The 26,186-nt window shown below is 65.8% G+C and carries 18 protein-coding genes; 10 read left to right on the forward strand and 8 right to left on the reverse strand.

Translation table 11 applies throughout. From position 1 onward, the window contains the following. Nucleotides 1-19 precede the first annotated feature (19 nt). Nucleotides 20-1,285, reverse strand: a complete 1,266-nt coding sequence (locus tag EA346_RS07140; RefSeq protein WP_296757055.1) for a patatin-like phospholipase family protein — start codon at nt 1,283-1,285, stop codon at nt 20-22. Between the two features lie 962 nt (nt 1,286-2,247). Here EA346_RS07140 and EA346_RS07145 point away from each other — a divergent pair. The 4 genes from EA346_RS07145 (at nt 2,248) to EA346_RS07160 (ending at nt 7,131) form a co-directional block, all read left to right on the forward strand. Continuing rightward, nucleotides 2,248-4,422: a glutamine synthetase III gene (locus EA346_RS07145; RefSeq protein ID WP_296757057.1), complete on the forward strand. Its 2,175-nt coding sequence runs from the start codon at nt 2,248-2,250 to the stop codon at nt 4,420-4,422. A 120-nt stretch (nt 4,423-4,542) separates the two neighbouring features. Continuing rightward, entirely contained in the window at nt 4,543-4,746 is a 204-nt protein-coding gene (locus tag EA346_RS07150) for a hypothetical protein (RefSeq protein WP_296757058.1), read from the forward strand. Nucleotides 4,747-4,870: 124 nt separating this feature from the next. Then, a complete protein-coding gene (locus tag EA346_RS07155) occupies nt 4,871-5,362 on the forward strand; it encodes a DUF1456 family protein (protein ID WP_296757061.1) in 492 nt (163 codons plus the stop codon). 134 nt (nt 5,363-5,496) lie between these two features. Further along, nucleotides 5,497-7,131, forward strand: a complete 1,635-nt coding sequence (locus EA346_RS07160) for an NAD(P)/FAD-dependent oxidoreductase (protein ID WP_296757063.1) — start codon at nt 5,497-5,499, stop codon at nt 7,129-7,131. A gap of 36 nt (nt 7,132-7,167) precedes the next feature. Here the strand turns inward: EA346_RS07160 and EA346_RS07165 are convergent, their stop codons facing one another. The 3 genes from EA346_RS07165 to gltB are packed head-to-tail and all read right to left on the reverse strand — an operon-like array spanning nt 7,168 to nt 13,692. Beyond that, on the reverse strand, nt 7,168-7,614 hold the full coding sequence (locus EA346_RS07165) for a CBS domain-containing protein (protein WP_296757065.1): 447 nt from the start codon (nt 7,612-7,614) through the stop codon (nt 7,168-7,170). A gap of 45 nt (nt 7,615-7,659) precedes the next feature. Beyond that, nucleotides 7,660-9,147 carry a glutamate synthase subunit beta gene (locus EA346_RS07170; protein ID WP_296757068.1) on the reverse strand — a complete coding sequence of 496 codons (1,488 nt, stop codon included), beginning with the start codon at nt 9,145-9,147 and terminating at the stop codon, nt 7,660-7,662. A 9-nt stretch (nt 9,148-9,156) separates the two neighbouring features. Further along, nucleotides 9,157-13,692: a glutamate synthase large subunit gene (gene gltB / locus EA346_RS07175; protein ID WP_296757070.1), complete on the reverse strand. Its 4,536-nt coding sequence runs from the start codon at nt 13,690-13,692 to the stop codon at nt 9,157-9,159. Between the two features lie 424 nt (nt 13,693-14,116). Between gltB and EA346_RS07180 the strand changes: the two genes are divergently transcribed. Both EA346_RS07180 and EA346_RS07185 read left to right on the forward strand, forming a co-directional pair. Continuing rightward, nucleotides 14,117-14,779 carry a class I SAM-dependent methyltransferase gene (locus EA346_RS07180; protein WP_296757092.1) on the forward strand — a complete coding sequence of 221 codons (663 nt, stop codon included), beginning with the start codon at nt 14,117-14,119 and terminating at the stop codon, nt 14,777-14,779. A 107-nt stretch (nt 14,780-14,886) separates the two neighbouring features. Next, complete coding sequence (locus EA346_RS07185) at nt 14,887-15,282, forward strand: PilZ domain-containing protein (RefSeq protein ID WP_296757072.1); 396 nt, start codon at nt 14,887-14,889, stop codon at nt 15,280-15,282. A 109-nt stretch (nt 15,283-15,391) separates the two neighbouring features. Here EA346_RS07185 and EA346_RS07190 read toward each other — a convergent pair whose 3' ends face one another. Next, a complete protein-coding gene (locus EA346_RS07190) occupies nt 15,392-16,009 on the reverse strand; it encodes an outer membrane beta-barrel protein (protein WP_296757074.1) in 618 nt (205 codons plus the stop codon). 224 nt (nt 16,010-16,233) lie between these two features. Here EA346_RS07190 and EA346_RS07195 point away from each other — a divergent pair, with 224 nt between their 5' ends. From EA346_RS07195 to EA346_RS07210, 4 genes are all read left to right on the forward strand, one after another. Next, the gene (locus EA346_RS07195) at nt 16,234-17,595 is read left to right on the forward strand and encodes a TrpB-like pyridoxal phosphate-dependent enzyme (protein WP_296757076.1); all 1,362 of its coding nucleotides are present in this window, start codon (nt 16,234-16,236) and stop codon (nt 17,593-17,595) included. Nucleotides 17,596-17,764: 169 nt separating this feature from the next. After that, on the forward strand, nt 17,765-18,571 hold the full coding sequence (locus tag EA346_RS07200; RefSeq protein WP_296757079.1) for a MotA/TolQ/ExbB proton channel family protein: 807 nt from the start codon (nt 17,765-17,767) through the stop codon (nt 18,569-18,571). Beyond that, entirely contained in the window at nt 18,568-19,584 is a 1,017-nt protein-coding gene (locus EA346_RS07205) for an OmpA family protein (protein ID WP_296757081.1), read from the forward strand. Before EA346_RS07200 ends, EA346_RS07205 begins: the two co-directional genes overlap by 4 nt. A gap of 97 nt (nt 19,585-19,681) precedes the next feature. Next, nucleotides 19,682-20,455 (forward strand): DUF4197 domain-containing protein, encoded by a 774-nt coding sequence (locus tag EA346_RS07210; protein ID WP_296757083.1) that lies wholly within the window; start codon nt 19,682-19,684, stop codon nt 20,453-20,455. Between the two features lie 58 nt (nt 20,456-20,513). Here the strand turns inward: EA346_RS07210 and EA346_RS07215 are convergent, their stop codons facing one another. From EA346_RS07215 to EA346_RS07225, 3 genes are all read right to left on the reverse strand, one after another. Further along, nucleotides 20,514-24,074 carry a YhaN family protein gene (locus EA346_RS07215; RefSeq protein WP_296757084.1) on the reverse strand — a complete coding sequence of 1,187 codons (3,561 nt, stop codon included), beginning with the start codon at nt 24,072-24,074 and terminating at the stop codon, nt 20,514-20,516. Between the two features lies 1 nt (nt 24,075). After that, nucleotides 24,076-25,353 (reverse strand): DNA repair exonuclease, encoded by a 1,278-nt coding sequence (locus EA346_RS07220; protein ID WP_296757086.1) that lies wholly within the window; start codon nt 25,351-25,353, stop codon nt 24,076-24,078. Between the two features lie 149 nt (nt 25,354-25,502). Beyond that, a partial coding sequence (locus tag EA346_RS07225) for an efflux RND transporter permease subunit (RefSeq protein WP_296757088.1) occupies nt 25,503-26,186 on the reverse strand: 684 nt, incomplete at its 5' end.

The raw sequence follows: 26,186 nt of genomic DNA on the forward strand, positions 1-26,186 counted from the left end.
TGGTGATGCGGGGCTCTGGCTAGCGGGCCTCAGGCAGCACGCCGTCCACCTGCAGCGCGCTGCCCGGAATCTCCGGTGCGAGAACCTCGGTCCGCCAGGATGATGGATCCCGGCCCAACCGTCTTCCTTCTGCGGCAAGCACCTGCATCACCTGTGGGTCGAAAAGCCGCTCTGTCTGGAGTGGCAGCTCGAGATCGTGCGGCACTGCGAGATAAAAGAAATCGGCCTGTGTATCGAGATCGCGCGCGAGCAGTTCGACCCCGAACTGCATGTGCCGGAGTGTCACGCGCATTCCATAGCTCGTCAGCACCTCGGTACTGCGCCTCGCCACCGGCACCCAGGACAACCTGATCAGTTCCGGATCCACGTCGAGAAAACCATTCACGATGATCCAGAACCGCAGCTTCGGCATCGCGGCACCCGGGTTCCGTGCAGTGAACTCGCGAAACACCTGAACGATCTCCTCCCGATCGAGACCCACGAACGCTGCCTGGGCCACGGCTCCGTCCGTGTAGAGAACGCCGTCGATATCCACCGGAGGGAACGCCGCGGGAATGGATGCCGAGGAGAGAAGGATGCTGTGTATCTCGGAAAGGTCCTCCGTCTCCAGCGCATGCACCGCTCTTGGACCCACGTCCCAAATGCGGAAGCGGCCGAGATCCAGGTCCGTGGATCCCAGCAGCAGCTTGCGATGCTCGGCGTGCGCATCGGCAATCTCGCGCACGGTGGCCAGATCCAACTCGGTCGCGATGCGGTCGGCCAATGCCCGATTGTCGAAGAACGACGGCTGCTTCGGCAGGAAGAACAGGAGGCCACGCAGTGTCGCGAGCCGGTCGCTCGCCTCGCGATACAACTGATCGATGCGTTCAATGGAATCATCCGTGCCCAGGAGACTGAACGGCGCGATCAATGCCCCAGTGCTCACCCCTGTTACGAGGTCGAACTCCGGGCGCTGCAACGATGAATCCTGGACCTTGGACCATCCCTGCAGCACACCAACCCCAAAAGCGCCGAACTGTCCTCCGCTGGAGAGCATCAGGACCTCATAGGTGAACGGCTCATCCGTCCCGCCCATCCCCAATTGCTCGGCATGCCGGTATTCCAGCCGCCGGAGCAGCCGTGCCGCAATTTCGTCCCTCTGCGCAAGCGAACGCGCTTCGTGCGCCGTCACGCGCTCTGCGAACGCCTGTTCCGACATCGCACGCGGCGCGGTGCCACAACCGACCACCACTGACGCTGCCAGGAGCAGCGCCAGGGAGCACGCGATCTTCTTGACCAAAGGCATCTTTCAACCACCTTGTTACGGCCCTGTCGGACCAACGGGGCACCGGTCTAACTGTGGCCCAGCCGCTGCAGGACGTCCGCCTGCGTCGTCGCGAACCGGGGTGAACCCGCGCGCAGGTCGTCCCATGCACCGGTTTCTACATATTCGGAAAGGTAAGCGTACCAAGAAAGGATAAGCGAGCTTCTGATGATCATAATCCTCCGCAGGCAAGGGAAGTCACATTGACCGCAGCGAAACGGCCAAAATCTTCGCCTGCAAGGCAGGCTCCTACAAGGGCAAAGGACCCGTGGGAGCGTGCCTTGCGCGCGAAGGGATCCTCTGCGGAGCTTCCGTGATCTTCAGGAGCGAACTTGTCGTCAGATCCCACTGGGTCCTTCCCCGCGCTCCGGCCATTCGCCGGCGGACTCGACCCTTTTGCGCCAGCAGCCATTCTGTGGGTCGAAAGCGGGCGTCCAATGCCTCAAATATCCCGGATTTACGGCTATTTTTTCTCCAACAACCACTAGGCTTGGTCCGAACCCGGGGTCCGGGGTTCCCGGGGTCACCCTTTGCACCAATACCCACGACGGGAAAGCGCGCCAGCCCGGCCCGGATCATTTACGTCCCCCATGTTGTGTCTGAGGGTCAGCTTTGCATCGCGGACCTTGCGGGCGGCGCACTGCAATGGTGCACGCGCTGCCGGGAGAATCGTGGTTGGGCTTGCGGTCTGGCGATACTGCTGTGCTGGAAGTGCATCTGGCGCCGAGGCCGGCTGCCGCCGGAGCCCCTGGCAATAAACCCAAAGGGAACTCTGCAACCAAACACTTACGCCAGAACACGCCCGTTTCATCGGCAGATATGCACACGCACTACAAAAAATAAAATGGGTGCCGCACAGCTATTGGACCGAATTGTGCTTAATCGCTGTCCACCACCATTTTTCCGGACCCGGGGACGGGATTCCGCCAACAGGAAGGTAACCCATGACCGCAAATGCCACCCGGGCCGCAGCTATCACTGCCATCACCAGCCGCAAACCAATGTCGGTAGATTTGCCGCTCCCCCTCAGCAAAATCTGGGCGAGCGACGTGTTCAACCTGGCTACGATGGAGGATTCGCTGTCGAAGAGCGCCTTCAAGGCCATGAAGAATACGGTTCAGACCGGTAGCCCCCTGGACCCAGCGACGGCCGATGTCGTTGCCGCGGCGATGAAGGAATGGGCGATGGCGAAGGGTGCCAAATTCTTTTCCCACATCTTCTACCCGATGACCAATATCACCGCCGAGAAGCATGACGGATTCATCCTGACCAATGCCGATGGTGGGGCCATGACCGAGTTCACCGGAAGCCTGCTGATCAAGGGCGAACCGGACGGCTCTTCGTTCCCGAATGGCAGCTTGCGGATGACCAGTGCCGCCCGCGGCTACACCGCCTGGGATCCCACCAGCCCGGCCTACATCATGCATACGGCCAATGGCGCCACCTTGATGATTCCCAGCGTGTTCATGTCGTGGACCGGCGAGACCCTGGATAAGAAGATTCCCCTGCTGCGGTCCAACGCAGCCATGGACAAGGCCGCTCGGCGCGTGCTGGCCCTGATGGGCGAGACCGATATCGCCCCTCTCAATTCCAGCTGTGGCGCAGAACAGGAATATTTCCTGGTCGATGCCGGGCTTGCCAACAGCCGCCCGGACCTGCTGCTGGCCGGGCGCACGCTGTTTGGTGCGCCGCCCGCCAAGGGCCAGGAATTCGACGACCATTATTTTGGCGCCATTCCAGAACGCGTGCAGGTCTTCATGCAGGACTTTGAAGACAAGTTGTACCGCTTGGGGATTCCGGCCAAGACCCACCACAACGAGGTGGCCCCGGGCCAGTTCGAGATTGCGCCGTATTTTGAAGCAGCCAACGTCGCTGCGGACCACCAGCAGCTGATGATGACCCTGCTCAAGAGCACCGCCAATGCCCACGGGTTTCTCTGCCTGCTGCACGAGAAACCGTTCGCCGGTGTGAATGGATCCGGTAAACACGTCAATTGGTCGGTCGGCAACGCGACACAGGGCAACCTGCTGGATCCGGGCAGTACCCCGAATGACAATCTGAAGTTTCTGCTCTTTTGTGGCGCAGTCATCCGCGGCGTGCACCGGTTTGGACCGCTGCTCAGGGCCGTCATTGCCTCGGCCGCCAATGACCACCGGCTTGGCGCCAACGAGGCGCCCCCGGCCATTCTCTCGGTGTACCTGGGTGACCAGCTGGAGAAGCTCTTCCTGGATATCAAGGCCGGGAAACTGGAGGCTGCTGCCGAGGGCGGGATGATGGATCTGGGGCTTTCGCAGATTCTCCGCTTTGAGCGCGATCCCGGCGACCGCAACCGGACCTCGCCATTCGCCTTTACCGGCAACCGCTTCGAATTCCGCGCGGTGGGTTCCTCGGCCTCCGTCTCGGGGCCGCTGGTCGCGATGAACACCATGCTTGCGGATTCCCTCAACTGGATCGCCGACAAGCTGGAGAAGGCCCTGCCTGCTTCCGTGAACCAGACGGCGGCCGTCATCAGTGTGCTGAAGGAGTTGATCGAAAATCACGGCAATGTGGTGTTCGGCGGCGATGGCTACTCGGCCGAATGGCATCGGCAGGCGGTGGAGGAGAACGGCCTGAAGAATATTCCCACCACCGCCGATGCCCTGCCGGCGCTGTGCGATCCCGAGGTGATCGCGCTGTTCGCCGATACCGGCGTCCTCACCCCGGTGGAACTGCAAAGCCGTTTCGAGGTGTACTCGGAGCAATACATCCTCTCCATCGAGGTGGAAGCGAAGCTCGTGGTGGAGATGGTCAAGACGCTGTTCTACCCGGCGGCCATGCAGTACTTGTCCTCGCTGACGGCCACCAACCTCGGTCTTTCCCAACTCGGCATCGCCCTCGACGACGATACGGTACGGTCGGTCAGCGCAGGGGTGAACCAAATGATGAAGGCAGTCACCAAGCTGTCGAAGGCCATGGCCCGGCACGAGTTCAGCTCGGTCAACGAGCACATGCAGTATTGCGCCTACGAGATCCGTCCGCTGATGGATGCCGTGCGGGTGGAGGTCGACCAGCTGGAAAGCGAAGTCGCCGATGAGCTCTGGCCAGTACCCAAATACCGGGAGTTACTGTTCATCAAGTAGCCACGGCGCGCTGGCAGGGTCGGGTCAAGGGGTCCGGCTGGCCGGCCTTGCCCGCACAATTCCCGGCAATCGGCTAGAGTCTGTGGAGGACACGCCACAACACAGCCGGAGGGAATGCTCATGAGGCTCGAGTACGAACTGATCGAGGATGGATTCGACGACACGACGCACATCCGCACCATGACGGAGCAGGCGGTGATGCCGGGGAAGGGCTGGCTGATCCGCACGACGCTCTATACTCCGCACCATATCACCGCCAGCGTGGTGTTCGTGCCCGCCACCGGTGGGGCTGGAGACGGCCTGTTCGAGCCGATCAGTCCCTGAGGGACCCCGTGTGGGATCGGCCTTCGCGGATCGCCAATAAACGCTCCCGGCTGCGGGAAGACCGACGCAAGCCGCGGTGGACCCGAGGCCGATCCCCCCATGCATTTGTCGATAGAGATCGTTGATGTTGAATAATGATGTCCTGCGCAGCGTGCGCTTCAGCCTCGATGCGAGTGACGCCAGGGTCGCCGAGATCATTCGGCTCTCCGGTGGCGAGGTGGACAAGGACGAAGTCACCGCCTTGCTCAAGAAGGAAAACGAAGAGGGCTATCGCGAGTGCAGTGACGAGCTCCTGGCCCATTTTCTCAACGGCCTGGTGCTCTACCTGCGTGGACCGGACGAAAACCGGCCGCTGCGGCCGATCGAGCTTCCGATCACCAACAACCTGGTGCTGAAGAAGCTGCGTGTGGCCTTTGAACTCCAGGAAGACGACATGCATGCCATCCTGAAGGCAGCGGGGTTTGCGGTGAGCAAGCCCGAATTGAGTGCGGTGTTCCGCAAGCCCGGGAGCAAGAACTACCGTGCCTGCGGCGACCAGCTGTTGCGGAACTTCCTCAAAGGTCTGTCCGAGACCCGCAGAGGGTCCAAGCCCGCGCGCCCGAACCGCGCGGACTGAAGCGGCGGATTCCCTCCAGGCGGCACAACCTCGTGTGAGTGCCGAAGGGGTCGGCCACCCATCCGACAACGAGTCAACCGGGACGGCATTTGGATTGTCCCATAGCATCCACGCCTACCGCGAAGTCGACCCTCATGCTGCGTCTCACCGAAGTCAAGCTCCCGCTCGGTCACCCCGAAGAGGCCCTGCGCGCGACCGTGCTCCGGAGGCTGGCGCTGCCAGCGGAACAGCTCCTCCGCGTGGTGATCCATCGGCGGGGCTACGATGCCCGCAAGCGCAGCGCCATCGCGCTGATCTATACCCTCGATGTGGAAGTGCAGGACGACGCGGCAGTACTGGCGCGGCTGCAGGGCGATCAACGTGTCCGACCCAGCCCGGACATGACCTACCGCTTCGTCGCGCGCGCGCCAGAGGGACTCACTGACCGGCCGGTGGTGATCGGCACCGGCCCCTGCGGTCTGCTGGCGGGCCTGCTGCTGGCGCAGATGGGGTTTCGGCCGATCCTCCTGGAACGCGGAAAGGCAGTGCGCGAACGGACCAGGGACACCTGGGGTCTGTGGCGCAAGGGCGAACTGCATCCCGAATCCAACGTGCAGTTCGGCGAGGGCGGTGCCGGGACCTTTTCCGACGGCAAGCTCTACAGTCAGATCAAGGACCCGCACCACCACGGCCGCAAGGTGCTGGAGGAGTTCGTCCGCGCCGGTGCGCCGCCGGAGATCCTCTATGTCAGCAAGCCGCACATCGGCACCTTCAAGCTGGTGACGATGGTCGAGCACATGCGCGCGAGCATCGAGGCGCTGGGCGGGGAGATCCGCTTCAACAGTCGGGTGGCGGATCTCGAGATCGATGCGGGTCAGGTTCGCGGTGTCGTGCTGGCCGACGGCACGCACATCGCCAGCCGACACGTGGTGCTGGCGGTGGGCCACAGCGCACGCGATACCTTCGGCATGTTGCACGCCCGCGGCGTGTACATCGAGCCAAAAGCCTTCTCGATCGGCCTGCGCATCGAGCATCCACAGTCGCTGATCGACCGCTGCCGTTTCGGCGACCATGCCGGCGACCCCATCCTGGGCGCGGCCGACTACAAGCTGGTGCATCACTGCGCCAACGGTCGCTCGGTCTACAGCTTCTGCATGTGCCCGGGCGGCACCGTGGTGGCCGCCACCTCGGAACCCGGACGGGTGGTCACCAACGGGATGAGCCAGTATTCGCGCAATGAACGCAATGCCAATGCCGCGATCGTCGTCGGGATCACGCCGGCGGATTTTCCCGGCGATGTCACGGCGAATCCGCTCGCCGGCATCGAGTTGCAGGATCACTGGGAGGCGGCGGCCTTTCAATCCGGCGGTGGGCAGTATGCAGCGCCGGCGCAGCGGGTCGGGGATTTCCTGGCCGGGCGTGCCTCAACGGGTCCGGGTTCGGTGCTGCCGTCCTATACGCCGGGGGTGCATTGGACCGATCTCGCCGCCTGTTTGCCGGACTACGCCATCGCCGCCATCCGCGAGGCCCTGCCCGCCTTCGACCGGAAGATCCGCGGCTTCGCGATGGACGACGCGGTCCTGACCGGAGTCGAGACGCGCACCTCGGCACCGATTCGCATCACTCGGGGCCCGGACCGCCAGAGCCTGAATACCCGCGGCCTGTACCCGGCAGGCGAAGGCGCAGGCTACGCTGGTGGCATCCTGTCGGCGGCGGTCGACGGCATCGAAGCGGCGGAGGCCGTGGCGCTGAGCCTGCTCGCACATGCGGATCAGGGGCTGGGACGCTGAGCCACCGAGCGGATCTGGTGGATCCCGGGGGTTATCTCAGTCGGTCACGTCGTCGCCGCGCACCCGGTGAACGTACTCGGGCTCCGGCCCGGTCGATTCGCTCGGGACCAGACCGGACAGCAACTCGATCAACGCATCCAACGCCACGACACCCGAGAGACGCTTGTCGCCGTCGGTCACCAGGAGCCACGGCTGGCCCCGTGTCCTCATCAGCGCCAGCGCCGACGAAAGCGCCGTTTCCGCCGGGCAAACTGCAGGATTGCGGTCACAGATAGCCCACACGGTCACGTCGCCGGGCTGCAACCCGGCACCGCAACCTTTCACGGCCAGATCGCGTTCGCTGACCGATCCCACGAGTTGCCCGCCCTCGACAATCGCGACCACCGGTGCCCCCGCTGTCCGCAGTGCAACACCCGCATCGATCAGCGTCGCCTCGGGCGCAATTGTCGGGACATTGTGCGTCGTGAACTCGCCGATGATCATGCTGCACCTCCAATTCTGGATCCGGATTATCCCGACATGCGGGCCTCAGAGACCGCGCGGCGGGCTGGGCGGATTGGGGGTTTCCAGACTGGGAGGCAGCCGGGATTTCCCCATCAGCCATATATCGATATGCCTTGCGACATCGCGCCCCTCGCCGATGGCCCAGACGACGATCGACTGACCGCGGCTGGCGTCGCCCGCGACGAAGACACCGGGTATGGCCGACATCTTCCGATCGTCGGTCTCCAGCGCCTTGCGTTCGGTCAACGTCAGGCGCCCATCCTGCAACGGTGCTACCTCCGGGCCTTCGAAGCCAATCGCGATCAAGACCAGATCGGCCGGAATCTCGATCCCGCTCTCGAGCACGATTTTCTCGATCCGTCGCCCCTGCCGGTCGCGTTTCCAGTCGACCCGCTCAGCGTCGATGTGGTTCACCTGCCCATCCCCGTCCGAGTCGATAAAGCCGGCGACATTGAGGCTGAAGGCCTCTTCCCCTCCCTCCTCCTGGGCGTAGGTCCTGCGGTAGGTCTGCGGCTGCTGCGGCCAAGGGTTGTCCACCGGACGCTGTTCCGGCGGGCAGGGATTGATGCTCACCTGCACCACCTCCCGGGCACCCTGACGGTGCGCGGTCGCGACACAGTCGGCACCGGTATCCCCGCCGCCGAGCACGACCACGCGCTTGCCGCGGACATCGGTCACTCCGTCCACCGGCCGCCCGGCCTGGCGGCGGTTTTCGGCGGTGAGATAGTCCATTCCAAACAGCACGCCTGACAGATCGCGCCCCGGCACTTGCACATCGCGCTGCCGCAGGGCACCGATGGCGAGGCACACTGCATCGAACTGCGCCTGCAGCTCGGCGATCGAGATATCGACACCGACGTTGACTCCCGTGCGGAACTCGATGCCCTCCTCACGCAGCTGCTGCACGCGACGGGAAACCATGCGCTTCTCGAACTTGAAATCGGGGATGCCGTAGACCATCAGTCCGCCAATCGCATCGTCGCGCTCGAACACCGTGACTGCATGACCCGCGCGATTGAGCTGCTGGGCGGCCGCCAGCCCCGCCGGGCCGCTGCCGACGATCGCCACCCGCTTCCCGGTACGCTCGGCCGGCGGACGGGGGACGATCCAGCCTTTTTCCCAGCCCATGTCGACGATGGCCCGCTCGATGTCCTTGATCGTAACCGCAGCGTCGTTGTACGCGAGCGTGCAGGCCGGTTCGCAGGGGGCGGGACAGGTGTAGCCGGTGAACTCGGGAAAGTTGTTGGTCGCATGCAGCCTTGCCAGCGCCTCCTCCCAGAGATCGCGGTAGACGAGGTCGTTCCACTCCGGAATGAGGTTCCCGATCGGGCAGCCGCCCATACAGGTGGGCACGCCGCAGTCCATGCAGCGCTGCCCCTGGGTGCGCAGCGCTTCCGTATCCCACTCAAACCGGTAGATCTGGCGGTAGTCCTGCGTGCGCGAACGCGCATCGCGGTAGCCGATTGTCCGGCGCGGGTGCTGCAGGAATCCATCGGGGTGATTTTCGGACATGACGGGACCTCATGCAGCCCGGGGTGGGGGACGTACGCGGATATCCTTCCCGGTGGCAAGGTGCTGGGCCACGGCGTCCGCGTAGGCGTCGGGAACCACCTTGACGAAAGCCGCCAGCGACTTCTCCCACTCCGCCAGGATCCGTGCCGCCAGGCTGCTGCCGGTGTAGCTGACGTGGTTCTCCAGCAGGCGTCGAAGCAGCTCGCGGTCGCGGGCGTCCTCCACCGGCTCGATATGCCTGCCGTCCGGGTTCAGGTGCCGCTGCGCCAGCCCCTCCTCGTCGAAGACATAGGCCTCGCCACCGCTCATGCCGGCCCCGAAGTTCCGCCCGATCGGCCCCAGGATCACGGTAACCCCGCCGGTCATGTATTCACACCCATGGTCGCCCACCCCCTCGACGACACTGAGCGCACCGGAGTTGCGCACGCAGAAGCGCTCGGCTCCGCGACCGTTGAAATAGGCCTCGCCCCCAGTGGCACCAAAAAGCGCGACGTTGCCCAAGATCGTGTTCTCGGAAGCCGTGTAACCAGCGTCCGGCGGCGTGCGGACGCTGATGAGGCCACCGGAGAGCCCCTTGCCGGCGTAGTCGTTGGCATCGCCTTCCAGATGCAGCGCGATCCCACGGCAAAGGAAGGCCCCGAAACTTTGTCCGGCGGTCCCCTTGCAGCGCAGGTTGATGGTCCCGGGTGGCAACCCCTCAGCGCCGTGGCGGTGCGTGACCTCATAGCTCAGGAGCGTACCGAAAGTACGGTCGCGGTTGCACAATGCGATCGCAATCTCGACCGGCCGGCGCTCGTCGAGCGCGGCCTCCGCCTGCTCGATGACCCGGTGATCGATCTTGCGATCGAGTCCGTGATTCTGTGCGCGCGTCCTGCGCGGGGCGTCGTCGGACCTCACGCGCCGCAGCAGTTCCGATACATCGGGATGGATGCCCTTGGGATGCGTGATCTGTTTCGCCCGCAGCCTGTCCATCCGCCCGACCATGTCGTCCACGTGGTGGAACCCGAGCGCCGCCATGTGTTCGCGCACCTCGCCGGCGACGAAACGCAGGTAGTTGACGACATGCTCCGCACGACCCTGGAACCGCTCACGCAGACGCGGGTCCTGGGTGGCGATCCCGACCGAGCAGGTATTGCAGTGACACTTGCGCAGCATGATGCAGCCGAGGGCCACCAGCGGCGCCGTGCCGAAACCGTACTCCTCGGCGCCCAGCAAGGCCGCGATCACCACGTCGCGCCCCGTCAGGAACCCCCCGTCGGCGCGTACCGTGATGCGCGACCGCAGGCGGTTGGCCAGCAGCACGCGCTGGGTCTCGGCCAGCCCGAACTCCCAGGGCGCACCCGCGTGCTTGATCGAGGTCTTCAGAGAGGCTCCGGTGCCACCGGAATCACCGCTGATCAGCACCGCGTCGGCGCGCGCCTTGGCAACGCCGGCGGCGATGGTGCCGACATTGGCCTTGGCGACCAGTTTCACGTGGATCTCCGCCGTCGGATTGGCGCACTTCAGGTCGTGGATGAGCTGCTGCAGATCCTCGATCGAATAGATGTCGTGATGCGGCGGCGGCGAGATGAGACCGACGCCGGGGACCGTGAAGCGGACCTGGGCAATGCCCGCGTCCACCTTGCCGCCGGGGAGCTCGCCACCCTCCCCGGGTTTGGACCCCTGCGCCATCTTGATCTCGATCTGCCGGGCCCGGGCCAGGTAATGGGCGGTCACCCCGAAACGGCCGCTCGCCACCTGTTTCATCGAGCACTCGCGCTCGGTGCCGAAGCGCTCGACCTGCTCGCCGCCCTCCCCCGTACCGGACTTGCCGCCGATGCGGTTCATCGCGATCGCGAGCGCCTCGTGGACCTCCTGGCTCAAAGCACCAAACGACATCGAGCCGGTGGAGAAACGCCGCATGATGGACTCGACCGGTTCCACCGTTTCGAGGGGAATCGCCGAATCGGCACTGGTGGCGAACTCCAACAGGCCGCGCAGGTTGAACAGTGCACCGTCCTGCTGGCCGACATGGCGCGCGAAATCGCGATAGGCCTCGGCGTCACTGCTGCGCGCCGCCTGCTGCAGCTTGCCGATCGTGTACGGGTTCCAGTGATGCCGCTCTCCATCGCGGCGCCAGTAGAGATGGCCGCCCGGGTCGAGCGGCAGGTTAGCAATCACCGGCACGCCGAACGCGATCTCGTGGGCCTCGAGGGTTTCCTGCTCCACTTCGTCCAGACCCACTCCCGGAACATGGGCCGTCGTGCCGGTGAAATATTCGTCGATGAACTCGTGGTCCAACCCCATCGACTCGAAGATCTGCGCGCCCTTGTAGCCCTGCAGGGTCGAGATCCCCATCTTCGACATCACCTTCAGGATGCCGCCCTCGAGCGCCCTGCGATACTGCGCCAGTGCCTGTCCGACCTCGCCCTCGATATGGCCCGTTGCCACCATGTCGGCAACGCCCCGGTAGGCCAGCCACGGGTGCACGGCATCGGCCCCGTACCCGATCAGGGTGCAGACGTCGTGCACGGTATGGGGCTCACCCGCATCGAGCACGATCGCGGCACGGGTCCGCAGCCCCTTGCGGATGAGATGATGGTGCAGCGCCGACACCGCGAGCAGACTCGGGATTGCGACGCGCTCGGGTCCGACGGAGCGGTCGCTCAGCAACACGATCCCGCTGCCCGCGCCGATCGCCTGGACGGCGGCATGGCGCATCGCCCGGATCGCCGCGGCCATGGTGTGACCCTTCGGATAGGTGGTGTCGATCCGGCAACCGCGCAGACCATTGCGGTCGATCTGCTCGATCGCCCGTATCTGCGGGCCGCTCAGTATCGGCGAGTCGATGTACAACTGCCGGCAGTGCGCGGCCGTTTCCGCCAGCACATTCTCCCGGGGACCGATCGCGTCTCCGAGCGCAGTCACCAGTGCCTCGCGGATGTAGTCCAGCGGCGGATTCGAAACCTGCGCGAACTGTTGCAGGAAGTAGTGGCTCAGGGGGCGTGGCCGTGACGACAGCACCGCCGGCGGCGTGTCGTTGCCCATCGCCCCGATCGGATCGCTTCCGCTGGTCGCCATGGGCTGTACCAGTACGCGCAGTGCCTCCATGGTGTGGCCGTATGCCCGCTGGTATTCGCCGATGGGGCGCTCTAGCGGCTGCAGGCGGGTGTCCGTCTCGGACGGGTCGACCAGGTCGGCCAGCGACAGGCGCTGGCTCTTGAGCCAGGCCGCGTAGGGGCGTTCGGCGAGTTCGGCGAACACCTGGTCCTCGGGAACGATGCCGCCGCGGCCGGGGTCCAGGACCAATAGCGCTCCCGGTTGCAGCCGGCCCTTCTGCAGCACCTCGCGCGCGGGAACATCCAGCACGCCGGTCTCGCTCGCCATGATCAGGCGCCGATCGCGGGTGATGCTGTACCGGCACGGCCGAAGACCGTTGCGATCCAGTGCGGCCGCGACCTGTTCGCCGTCGGTGGCCACCACCAGCGCCGGCCCGTCCCAGGGCTCCATCAACGCGCTGTGATACGCATAGAAGGCGCGGCGCACCGGGTCCATGTGACGATCCTGTTCCCATGCCTCCGGTATGAGCATGCGCAGCGCATGCGGCAGGCTGCGACCGGCGGCGACCAGCAGTTCGAGCACGTTGTCGAGTTGGGCGCTGTCGCTGAGCCCTTCCCCGGTGAGCGGTTTGATCTTTTCGATATCGGTGCCGAAGTGCGGAGATGCGAGCGTTGCCTCGCGCGCCCGCATCCAGTTCTGGTTACCGCGCAGGGTATTGATTTCCCCGTTATGCACGAGGTAGCGGTACGGATGCGCGAGGTCCCAGGCTCCGAGCGTGTTGGTGGAGAAACGCGCATGCACGAGAACCAGGGCGGAGACGACCCGCCGATCCGAAAGGTCCGGATAATAGGACGCGAGCTGCGCACAGGTCAGCAGGCCCTTGTACACGACCGTCGTGCGCGACAGCGAGCAGATGTAGAAAACTTCTCTGCCGAATCCGACCAGCCCACGGTAGACCGCCTCGTTCTCGATCTCGCGCCGCAGCACATACAGCCTGACGTCCAGCACCGAGGGTTCGAGCGGCTTCGTTGGCCGGACGAAGAACTGCTGGGTCACCGGCTCGCTTTCGAGTGCTGTCTGTCCCAGTCCGCGGTTGTCTGTGGGCACGTCGCGCCAGGCGATCAGGTCGAACCCCCTGCTCCGGCAGCGGCCCGCGACGAGCGCCCGGATCGCGGCCCGGTGGTCCGCATCACGGGGCATGAAGACCTGGCCCACACCGTACTGGTCGGATGCACCGAGCCCGGGCACCACCTCCTGGAAGAACCCGTGCGGCTTCTGCAGCAGCATGCCGGCACCATCTCCGGTGTCCTCCTCGGCGCCCCGCGCACCCCGATGATCGAGGTTCTCCAGGCACTGCAGGCCGTCCAGCACCAGCCGATGGCTTCGGTTGCCGTCCAGATGCGCCAGTACACCCACGCCACAGCTCGAATGACTGGCCGCGAGGAATTGCGCTGTTTCCGGCGCCCCGGCCGATGCCGGAGTACGCGAACTCAGGAACGCTGTCATTTTCAGGCTCCAACCAGACCTGCCGGGGAAGCGTACAAACCCCTGTGCTTACTGTGCGCCCCGACCGAAGCCGAATCAATTCTCCGCAGGGATTCTTGCCCCTTTTCCGGACCGTTGGGGAAGGGACGCCGGCGACGGGCCGCCCCCGGGGCTAGACGCATAGCGGCTTCAGGTACTCACCACGACGACCTCGCTCAGTCGCCCCGGGTCGCAGACCGGCTCGGCTTTTCGCTTGATCGTCTCGGATTTCCCCCGCGTGCGGCAATGGGCATTGCTCGTTGGCCCCTCCACGGAGGATCGCAGCGTGATGCACCCCGGGTGCCCGCGTGTTTTCCGCAGAACCGTGCGGGTACATGGTTGGGCTGGTTTCGACACAATGGGGATTCCGGCGACGACCGGTCGCTTCGTTCAACGGGAGTCCATGATGCGAGGTTTCATTTATGACCGGCTGATCCTGGGACTCACCTCGCAGTGGTATGCCGAGGTGCTGGAGCGCATCCCGGACGGCACGGTGCTGCTCGATGTCGGCATCGGGACGGCGGGTGCGCTGATGGCGAACGCAGGGCGAATCGAGCGCAAAGCGCTGCGCGTGGTGGGCATCGACATTGACCTGGAGTACGTCGAGCGCGCCCGGAAACGGCTTCGGGGGTCGCGGTTGGAGGATCGGGTCGAGGTGCGGCTCGAGTCGGTGTACGAGCATCGGGGCGGACCGTATGACGCGGTCTATTTCTCGGCCAGCTTCATGCTCCTGCCCGATCCCGAACAGGCATTGCGGCATTGCTGCGAGCTGTTGCGCCCCGGCGGGCGGATCTTCTTTACCCAAACGATCCAGGAGCGGCGCTCGCGCTGGATGGAAACGCTCAAGCCGTTGCTCAGGCGGGTGACGACCATCGACTTCGGGCGCGTGACCTACCGCGAAGATTTCGAGGCGCAGATCCGCAGCGCCAGGCTGGAATTGGAGGAATTCTCGGTTCTGGCCCGGCATGGGAATCGGGCTTCGTGCCTGGCCGTGGCAAGACCCGTGGCCGTGGCAAGCCCCGTGAGCCAGGAAAACGGCGAGGACAAGTCGAGACCGGTAGAAGATTGACTCCAGTCTAATATCAAGACTATCGTCCGAAGGCCACCATGGCGAAAAGCAAAGACCATAAGGGAGTTTTAATGTAACGATATTAAAAAAAATTGGAGGAGAACGCGATGGAGAAAAGAAAAAATATGCGCTTGCCGCTCCGACTTCTGGGACACTTGAGTCTGGACGGCATGCAATATCATCCGACGGAAACCCGGGACATCAGCCTGAATGGCGGTCTGTTCCGGCACGCGCTTAACGGGTGTACCAATCGGCAATGCACACTGAATCTGTTCACCGCCGGAACGGATCCATTCTCAATCACCATCGAGGGCTGGACCGTTTATGAGAACGACGCGGGGTGCGGGATCAAGTTCCTCTCGATGGATGCCACCGACTTCCTCGGCCTCAAGGAATTCCTGGCCAAGCAGGTGCTGAATCCTCACGCGATTCATCGCGAATTCCTTGAGGGTCCGCGTCCGCAATTGACCGACCGGATCAGCTTTCTATCGGCATCTTCATAGGAATTCCTGCCCGCCTGAACGGCAGCGAGCCCCGGCACTGTCCGGGGCGTTTTCTTGCCTGCCCCCCCCCTGCGAAACGGGGTTTCGATTAAATGACGGCCGTGCCGAACTAGAAACGGAAGGTCAGGCCCGCCATTGCGTCGATCTGGGTGAGCACATCCCCGTCGTAGCGCACCCGGCAAACGCCACCCTGGGGCCCGGATGCACAGAAAAACTCGCTGTCACCATCGGTGAGGGTCAGATACGCTCTGGTCTCCAGACGGACCTCGACACGCTCCCACAGGGGGATCAGAGCACCTACGCCGATCGAAAAGGACGGACGAGTATCGCTGCCTGAAGCGCCGCCGCTGGCCCGGAGCCAGGTGGCACCCACCCCGGCCGCGAGATAGCTCGAAAACCCGTTCTGGGGCCAGGCTGCCATGCCGCCGAAGTGCAGGTACTGCACAGTCAGGTCCAGATCAGCGCCCTGGAGCCTGGTCTCCTGCCGGCTGTAGATCAGTTCGTACCAGCGATCGGTGGACTCCTCCAGATTCAGCACCAGCGAACCGGCGGCGCCTCCGTTGATATCCAGGCTGCGGCCGCTGTCCGCCTCGTCGAATCCGCCGCCACCCCGGTAACCCGCCATCGGCGTGATCGAAAAACCCGATGGCCCGGCACCCGCTGGGAGCGGCGCCGCAACGACGAGGATTGTGGCAACGACAGCCAGAACGGCGGTGCGCGGTGACATGGGGGTACCGGTTCGAGGAAGCTGCGACGAGTATCCGGCACCGGGCAGCCGGGCGCAATTGTCGCCGCCGACCGGTTATCCTAAGATCTCCGCACGCCGAAACGGCGCCCGTAGCCGCGCGTCCATGCCGTTCCCCGGATGCAATCCGAAATGGCCCGGAGTCAGGGACCAAAGCGCCTGCCAGACCCCGAAAGAAAAGAGTTTCCCAGGAGATACCTGAAGCCATGACCGACTCCGTGAAGTACGTCCTCGACGAACGAGACATCCCGCGGCACTGGTACAACATCGTGGCGGACCTGCCCGTCCCGCCACCGCCGGTACTGCATCCCGGCACCCACCAGCCCGTCACTCCCGACGACCTCGCGCCGATCTTCCCGATGGCCGTGATCGAGCAGGAAGTCAGCCGGGAACGCGAGATCGAGATCCCAGGTCCGGTCCGCGACATCTACCGCCAGTGGCGTCCCTCGCCCCTCTATCGCGCCCGGCGGCTGGAGAAGATGCTCGATACCCCGGCGCGCATCTACTACAAGTACGAGGGCGTCAGCCCGGCCGGCTCGCACAAGCCGAACACCGCCATCGCGCAGGCCTTCTACAACAAGCAGGAAGGCATCAAGCGCATCACCACAGAGACGGGGGCCGGCCAGTGGGGGTCCGCCCTGTCGATCGCCGGCGCGTTCTTCGGCCTGGAGATCGAGGTCTTCATGGTCAAGGTGAGCTTTCAGCAGAAGCCCTACCGGCGCTCGTTCATGGAAACCTTCGGCGCCACCTGCATCGCCAGCCCGTCCGATCTCACCGCGGCCGGGCGCGCCGTTCTGGCGGAACACCCGGACAGCACCGGCAGCCTCGGCATCGCGATCAGCGAAGCGGTGGAGCGCGCGGTACAGCGCGATGACACCAAGTATGCGCTGGGCAGTGTCCTGAACCACGTGATGCTGCACCAGACCGTGATCGGCCTGGAGGCCATGAAGCAGTTCGATCTCGCAGGCGACTATCCCGATGTCGTCATCGCACCCACGGGAGGCGGCAGCAACTTCGCCGGGATCACCTTCCCGTTCCTGGGCGAGCAACTGCGCGGCGGCAGGAAGATCGAACTGATCGCCGTCGAACCCTCCGCGTGCCCTTCCCTGACCCGCGGCAGATATGCCTACGACTTCGGTGATACCGCCCACCTGACGCCGCTGGTCAAGATGCATACGCTGGGCTCGACCTATATGCCGCCGGGCTTCCACGCGGGCGGCCTGCGCTACCACGGCATGGCGCCGCTGGTTTCGCAGGTGACCGACCTCGGGCTGGTGAACCCGCGTGCCTACCAGCAGGTGCAGTGCTTCGAGGCGGGGCTGCAGTTCGCCAAGGCCGAGGGCATCATCCCGGCGCCCGAGGCCAACCACGGGGTGCGCGCCGCCATCGACGAGGCCCTGCGCTGCAAGGAAGAAGGCGTGAGCCGCGCGATCCTGTTCAATCTCTGCGGCCACGGTAATTTCGACATGCAGGCCTACCGCGATTACCTCGACGGAAAATTGATGGATCTGGAGTACGACGACGGCGAGATCGCGATGGCGCTGGCGGGGCTGCCGTCCGTCGCCTGAAGCCCCCGGGTCCACGCAGCCGGGCGGCAGGATCTTGCCGCCCGGTCTTGCCACCGGCGGCAACGATTGAGTCGCATCGGGCCGAAATCCTTCGATTCCACGGCCCAACCCGTACCTGGCACAGCCCCTGCATGGTCTCGGACTGGAGACGATACATGCGGGAGCCGCCATGCGCAGGAAACTCTACTTCGGCCTTTCAATATTGGGCGCGCTTGCGATCGCCGTCCTGCTGTCGCTCAAGATCGGGCTCGCCGGAATCAACCTGCCCGGATTGATCCTGGTGCTTGGCGGCACCTTCCTCGCCTCGATCATCGGCCATTCACCGCGGCCGGTGATCGATCTGCTCCGCCGCGTACCCAGACTGTTCAAGGAACAGGAGGAGCCGGGTACCGATGACTACAAGCCGTTCATGAACGTCGCCGACCGCTACCGCCGGGGCGATATACGCGGCGCCGAGCAAGCAGCGCAGGCCATCAAGGACCCGTTCCTGCGCGGCGGCACCCGGTTGGCATTGGACCCGCACAACGGCGAGGAGCTGGGGCGCATGCTGCAGTGGCGCATGCGGCAGCAGAAGGAACGGGACAACCGCGACATCCGCATCCTCCGCACCATGGCAACCTTTGCCCCCGCCTTCGGGATGCTGGGCACATTGCTGGGCCTGGTCTCGCTGCTGGGCGATCTCGGTCAATCGGGCATGGAATACATCGGCGTGGCCATGGGCTTCGCGCTGATGAGCACCCTCTATGGCCTGCTGGCGGCCAATCTGCTGTTCCGCCCGCTGGCCCTGAAGGTCGAGGATCGATCGCGCAGGCAACTGCTGCACATGAACTTCCTGGTCGATACCATCATGATGCTGTACGAGCGCCAGCACCCGGTCCTGATCGGTGAATTCATGAACTCCGTGCAGCCGGGCCCCGATCCGAAACTGCCGGGCGCGAAACTCCACTCGCTCCCGCTGCAGGGCATGCGCGCATGACCAGCCAGGCACTCGCGCGCCAGGGTGGATGGAGAGCGCCGAAGGCGCGCATCCAGAACCCTGCGCCGGCATGGGCACAGAAGGATCGCGTCGAATTCGAGGAGCACGAAGCGGCGGGGAGTGATGGCGGCTGGACCGTGGGTTACCTGGATGTCCTGCTGATCCTGGTGACCCTGTTTGCCGTGCTGCTCGGGGCGACGCTCCTGCAGATGGATGATCTCCGCTCGCTCCGCGCGAGCGAACCCCAGACGGTTGCCGCAAACCATCCGGCAGCCGAACCGGCGCGGCCATCGGACCCGGTTGCCGACCCGGCACCGGCGAACGGGGCAGCGTCGGATCCAGCGGCTGCGGCGGAAGCGTTGGAGCCGGCACCCGTTGCGCCAGTGGCGGAGACTCCTGTGCCCGTCCAGACGGCGGCGATTGATCCGGAACCCGCTCCGGAAGCGGCCGTGGTCCCAGTCGAAAACAAGGTGACCGAGAGCCTGGTGGCCGCTGAGCCGGTCACGCCGGCGATGGATGCGGAGCCCATCTCCACCGCACTGGCACCGGCGATCCCGGCCGAATTCGCGGTCTTCATGGACCTGGTCGCCGCGTACGGAGAGCCACAGAATCTGGAGTTGCTGCTGGACCAGCACCAGCTGCGCCTCGAAGTGGGCAACGACATCCTCTTTCCCTCCGGCACCGCCGACCTGGCCGGCGCCGGTCGGTCCCTGCTCGCGGAGCTGTCCGATGCCCTGAGCGACGACCGGCTGAAGATCTCCGTCGAAGGCCACACCGACGACGTACCGATCAATACCGCCCGTTTCCCTTCCAACTGGGAGTTGTCGTCGATCCGGGCCACTACGGTAGCGCGGGAACTGATCGCGCTCGGAGTCCCGCAGCAGCGGCTCCGGGTGACAGGCTACGCCGATACACGCCCCCGGGCGGCCAACGACTCTCCGACCAACCGGGCCCTGAATCGGCGCGTGAGCCTCGTCTTGGAAGTCGCGGAGGATCCTCTGCCATCGCAATGAACCCTGTGCGCAAGGCATCAGCCTCTCCGCGCAATCTCCCGATTCAGCGGATGGTGTCGTATCATTGGACCCGGTTCCGAAACGAGCGATGAGTCCCATGAAGATTTTCTCCCGATTTGGCAGCACCGTCCTCTGCCTGGCCGTTGCGGCCTCCCTGCCCGCAGTTGCCCAGGGCAGCTGGGCAGACCGCCTCAAGGGCGGCATCCCTGAGATTCCCACCACACCCAGAGCCGTGGAGCGGGATGCCGAGCCAACGCTTGGGGCCGAGCACGACCAACTGGTCGCGGGGCTGAAAGAGGCCCTGGAGACCGGCAGTCGCCGCGCGATCGAGGTCGCCGGAAAGGAGGGTGGCTTCAAGGACAACCCCAACATCCGGATTCCGATGCCCGGCCTGCTCGACGACGCCAGCGGGATACTGCGCGGCGTCGGCCTCGGACGCCAGGTGGACGAATTCGAGAGCAGCATGAACCGGGCGGCCGAGAAGGCGGCACCCGAGGCCCAGGAAATCATCATCGAGGCCATCCGCGACATGAGCATCGACGATGCGCGCGCGATACTGGTCGGACCCGAGGACGGCGCGACCCGCTTCCTGCGCCGCCGGGCAGGCGATCGCATCGCCGAGAGCTTCCGCCCCATCGTCGCCGAGTCGATGGAAGAGACGGGGGTTACCAAGGCCTTCACCGGGGTGACCGACCAGGTGGGCACCCGGGTACCCGGGATCAGCGCCCTCGACGATCTGGATCTGAACGAGTACGTGACGGGCAAGACCCTCGACGGCGTCTTCACGCTGCTGGCTCAGGAAGAGAAGAAGATCCGCCAGGATCCCGTGGCCCGGACCACGGATCTGCTGCGCGAAGTCTTCGGCAACTGAGCCTGATCTCTCGCGGACCGTTGCGGCCCTGGAGTCCGGCGCCTGCCGGACTCCCACCTCAGCGGCGATGCCCCCCCGAAGCGACCGTGCCCGCGTCGTCGGCGAGATACTCCACGTGGACGGCGCTGCCCAGACGGGCCTGTGCGATCTCGACCAGGTGGCGATGGTGGGTGAAGAACAGCACCTGGGTCTTCGTCGCCAGCTGGCCGAGTACGTCGAAGCCGGCGGAAGAACGCGCGTCGTCGAAGTTGATGAAGAGATCGTCGGCAACGAACGGCATCCCCGGCGCACGCTCGAGGTAGTCCTCGATCGAGGCCAGGCGCAGCGCCAGGAACAACTGATCCGCGGTCCCGGTACTCAGCCCCGGCACCGGCACCTGCTCTGCGTTCGCACGCAGCCCGGTCAGATGGGGCTGATCCCGGTCGTCGTATTCCACGCGCAGCGCGGAAAACGCCCCGTGCGTCAACGTGGCGAAGAGTGCCCCGGCGCGCTCGAGCAGCGGCGCCTGTTTCTCCCGCCGGTAGCGGTCGATGGCCCATTTGAGCAATACCGCCGCGCTGCGTACCCGCACGTAGCGCTCCGCCACCGCGCGCAACTCTGCCAGCGCCTCCTGGCGGCCGGCAGCGGCCCGCGCTGCGGCATCGCCGCCCCCCATCGCCTCGAAGGCGGTGCGCGCGTGGGACCGGACCTCCACCGCCATGTCCCGACGCTGGCGCAACTCGTCCATCTGCGCGACCAGCGTCTCCTGGCGCGCGGCGATCCGGTCGACATCGGCGGCTGCGCATTCCTGCTCGAGTTCAGCCATGGTCAGGCCGTCTCCCTCCTGTTCCAGCCGGCGCTCGGTGGCATCCCTTTCTGCACATATCTGGCGCAGGGTATCGCTGCGTTCGATGGCTTCACGAAGCGCCTCGACCGTCTCCACACCGGCGGCGCCACGGAGACGATCGATGCTCTGGCGTGACGCGTCCAGGACCGTGTCGAGTTCGGCCAGTTCCTTCTCCAGCTTGTCGATCGTGGCCTGCCGGTCCTGCTGGCGCTGACGGACCTCCTGCGCCTCGGCCAGGCGCCGCTCGATCTCCAGAACCGCCTCGTCGGCGGGACTGCCGCTCAAGTCCTCCGCGACCTCGTTCAGGAAGCCGGCCACGTCGCGCTCGAAGTCGGCGGCGTCGCCCAGAATCTTGCCGATGCGATCGTGACGCAGGCTGTCGATCCGTTGCGCCAGATCACGCAGCTGCTCGATGATGTCGACCTGGTGCGCCACTTCCTGCGGGTCCGCCTCGGCAGAAAGCCCGGCTTCCGCCACGGCGCGCCGCCAACGGTCCTGCCAGCCGGACCATACCGACTCGGCCCGAATCCGTTCGTCCCGGCGCCGCTCCCGTTCCTCTTCCGCCTCGCGCAGGCCCTGCTCCGCCGTCTGCCGCTGCCGGGAGGCTTGTTCGTAGCCTTGCAGCAGATCATTCGCCCGCTCCAGCAGGACGGGCAGCGAGCTCGATTCCAGTGCGGACCTGGGCGCACTGTGACCGGCCAGTTCCTCCAGTAACCAGCCCGCCGCCTGACTCTGCTCCGCGTCGTGGCCCGCGAGCCGGACGGCCGCGGCATCGCGAGCCTCCAGCGCCTGCAGCAGTTCATCACGCGTCTCCAGCCACGACAGCATCGCATCGGGACCCAGTGGCTCGATGACGGCGCCTTCCCACGAGGCCTGCCATTCCGCCTGCAGGGCCCGCCCCTCCTCCGCCAGCTGCCCCTGCCGACCCTGCAGGTGCGCCAGGGCCGCCTGATGTTCGTCGATGCCGCGGGCAAGCTCGGCGAGCCGGCCCAGGGACTCGGCGTGCTCGAAACGCCTGTCGGCAATGCGATCTGCGGCGCGCAGGGCTGGCTCGAAGCTGCCAGCGAGGTCCTCCAGTTCCTCGGCGAACTGCCGCTGGGACGCCGCCGGAATCGATGTGCCCCGGATGTGCCGGCGCTGCACCAGGTCCCAGAGAGCGTCCCGATAGCGGCGCGCCTCCGCCAACTGCTCGCCGGTGATCCCGCCCTCGTCCTGGGCGGAGCGCTCGAAGACACCGCGCGCCCGGAGCAACTCCTCCTCGGCCGCCTCGACCTGGCGCCGGTTCTCCCGCTCGCGCTGCTCCCAGTCCTGGCGCCGGTCCCGGTAGCGCTGCACCTCCGCGCGCACCGGCACCCGCATCCGGGCCAGCTCCTCCAGCGACGCCACACCGGGATACAGGTCCTCCTGCAGGCGTGCACAGCGTCGCTGCGCCTCGCGCAACTCGGCTTCCGTCGCACCCGCGCGGCCCGTGACATCACCCATGCTGCGCACCGAACGAATCACTGCCGCAAGTCCCACGGTGTCGCTCACTTCGCCCATGGCCTCCAGGCGTTCGCGCAGGCGCGAACACTGAGACTCCGCGTCACGCAACGCCGCGCCGCTGCTGGTCAGCGCCGATGCGCACTCACCGCGCTCCGCCAGCAGTGCGCGCACCAGCGCGAGCTTGGGACGGGGAGCAATGGCGGCGATCAGGGCATCGACGTCCTCCCCCTGCCAGCCAAGCTCAAGGGCCAGCGTCCGCAGCTGCATCTCCGCCGCGTCGAGCTCTGCCCTGCGCTTGGGCAGGTCCGCCTTCGCCCGGCGGATCTCGATGCGCCGCTCGTGCAGGAGCTGCACGTCCTCGCGCCGCAGCAGGAGGGCCGTATCGCTGGACATGACGGCCAGTTCTTCCCTGGCCTGCCGCAGTTGCCCCGTCAGGGTATCGATGCGGGTCGATGCCTCGAAGACCCTGCGCTCCGCATCGGCGAGCTGCTGGACCGCCGTTTCGGGCAGCGGAACCACAGCCCCGAGCGCGGCGATCCCGGCTTCCAGTTCGGCCCTGCGGCGCACGTCCCGATAGACACGACGGATGCGCGCCAGCCGCCGGTCTTCGGTGACCATATGTTCGTACTCCGCCTCCAGCTCGGCGTGCGCGGCCTCGGCCGCCGCCAGCGCCGACCTTCGTTCCTGCCACTGCGCCGCCGTCAGGGTCTGCTCGCGCAGCTGGCGTTCCGCCTGCTCCAGGCGCTCCGCCGCCTGCGTGTATCGTCGCTTCGCGGATTTCCGCGCTCCCCAGAGGCCGTCCGCCTCCTCTTCCAGCGCCAGCAATCGGTTGCGCAGGCCACCGATCCCCGCCCCGGCGGAGAAGAGCATCTGGCCGATCTCGTCGCGGGCATCCAGTATCTCGCGGCCACCCTGCTCCAGGCGTACGTGGTCGAGGCTGAACATGCGCTCGAAGAAGGAGCGGTCGGCGCCCGCGAGGAAAGGCTGCAGCACGCCATCGCCTCCCGGGAGCGGAAGATCGTCCGGCCCCAGAAGCGTGTCCTTGTTGCCCTTGCGGCGCAGGAATTCCAGCGAGGAATCACCGTCCTCCAGCACGGCGCCGATGCGCATGTCCTTGTAGTCATGAAGAAAATTGAAGGACGACTGCGCCGGTATCCCGAACAGCAGGTCCTCGATCGAGGCCAGCGCGGTGGACTTCCCGGCCTCGTTGGGTCCGAAGATGATGTGGAGGTCACAACCGCTTGCGGGCAGGTCGATCGAACGCCCGGTGAAACGCCCGTAGCGGAGCAGATCCAGACGGCGCAGGCGCACGTCAGTCCTCCTCGGCGGTGAGCCGAGCGGAGAGGAAGGGCAGCACGCCCTCGATCAGCGCCGCGTGATCGCCATCGAGCGCAGCCCGGAGGATCGAGTCCGCCTCGGCATCGGCGCGCACGTCATGCGGCAGGCGCTGCAGCATCTGGCCCGGATCCTCGCCGAGTTGCGCCAGGACTTCGGGGTCCCTGGCGGCCTCCTCCAGCATCCGCTGCAACTCGCCGAGGGCATCACTGCGCGCAGCCAGTACGCGGGCATCGACCACGGGCTGCGTCGCGACCCTGACCTGCTCGACCCAGGCCACGTCCGCGCCCAGGCCCAGCGCGATGGCCCGCGCCTCGGCCAGGAGCTGTTCCTCGCCGGCCACGAGTTCGTCGTGCAGCGCCACCCGTCCGAGCAGCTGCACCCGGCAGGCCAGCAGCCGGCCGTCTCCCTGGCTGCTCACACTCTGCTCGAGCGCGGTGCGGATGCATTCCACCACGGCGGCGAAGCTGTCCGCGGCATCGACCTCCACCGGCAGCAGGCTCCAGCGCACGACGTCGCAGGGGACGATGTCCACGTCGATAATCTGCCTTTCCTCCACCGCCACCAATGCGGCCCCCTTGGCACCGGTCTCGCGGATGTGCCGGCCCTGCAGGTTTCCGGGAAAGACCACGTGCGGCTGCTCGTGGAGGACCTGGAACTGGTGCACGTGCCCCAGCGCCCAGTAGGCATAGCCCTTGGCCACGAGGTCCCCGAGCGCACAGGGCGCGTAATTTTCGTGGCCGCCCATGCCTCCGAGCCCCGTGTGCAGTACGCCGATGTTGAAGGCCCCGGACACGGGTTCGGGATACCCGGGCACCAGGTTGTCCCGGACCTCGCGCTGGCGGAAGCTCTGCCCGTGCAGGGCAACCCCCAGCTCCTCCAGGAGAAAGGTCTGGGGTGCGCGCGTGCCGAAGACACGGACGTTGTCCGGCAGGACCAGCCGGCGCGTGATCTGGCTCTCGGCGTCGTGGTTGCCATGCAGCAGAAAGACGGGAATGCCAGCCTGGTTCAGACGGCCCATCTGGGCCGCGAAGAAGAGCCCGGTCCGGTAATCCCGCCAGTCGCCGTCGTACAGATCCCCGGCAATCACCAGGAAGGCAACCCGCTCCGCGATGGCCCGGCCGACCAGCAGATCAAAGGCCTCCCGGGTCGCGGTACGGATCCGCTCGGCGGCGCTGCCCTCCTGCCCGGACAATCCCCGCAGCGGGCTGTCGAGGTGGATGTCGGCGGCGTGTAAGAATCGAAACGAACTCAAGCCCTACCCCCTGAACACGCGGTGCGGACGAAGCGGACCTGAAGCCACCGCCCTTCGGCCCAAGGGTACCACCGCCGCGCGCGGTTGCATCCCGGCGCGGCCGGCGGTCACCGAGGGGGCACTCGCGTCCTGCCCGCGCGCGCTCCCGTTCAGGCCGGGCGCCCTCCTTTGCGCAGCAGGATCGAGGCGAACGCGGGCAGCAGGACCAGCGCCGCGAGCATGTTCACCAGGAACATGAAGGCCATCAACAGGCCCATGTCGGCCTGGAACTTCAGCGCCGAGAGCATCCAGGTTCCGACACCCACGCTCATGGTCGCTGCGGTGAACATCACCGCAGTGCCCCGCTGGCGCAGGGCCTGGAAGAAGGCCTCGGGCAGGTCGTCGCCGTGGCCGAAGCGGTAGGACATCCGCTCGTAGAGATAGATGCCGTAATCGACGCCGATACCGACCGCGATCGCGAGCACCGGCAGCGTCGACACCTTCAGGCCGATATCGAGCAGCGCCATCAGCGCGCTGCACATCACCGCGACGATGGACAGTGGCAGCACGATGCACAGGGTGGCGCGCCAGGAACGGAATTCCGCGAAGAACAGCAGGCTGATCGCGCCGAAGACCAGCAGCAGCATCGTCACCGCCGCGGCATCCACCGCCTCGTTGGTCGCGGCCATCACGCCCACGTTGCCCGAGGCGAGCAGGAAGTCGAGCCGGTCGGACGGGTTCTGGTCCCGGAAACGCTTCACTTCGTCGACCACGTGGGCGATGGTCGCGCCGTCGTGATCGCGGGTGAAGATCAGGATCTGCATCGCGCTGCAGTCCGTGTTCAGCAGGCCGGT

It is taken from the genome of Thioalkalivibrio sp., assembly GCF_007692535.1.
Classification (GTDB): domain Bacteria; phylum Pseudomonadota; class Gammaproteobacteria; order Ectothiorhodospirales; family Ectothiorhodospiraceae; genus Thioalkalivibrio.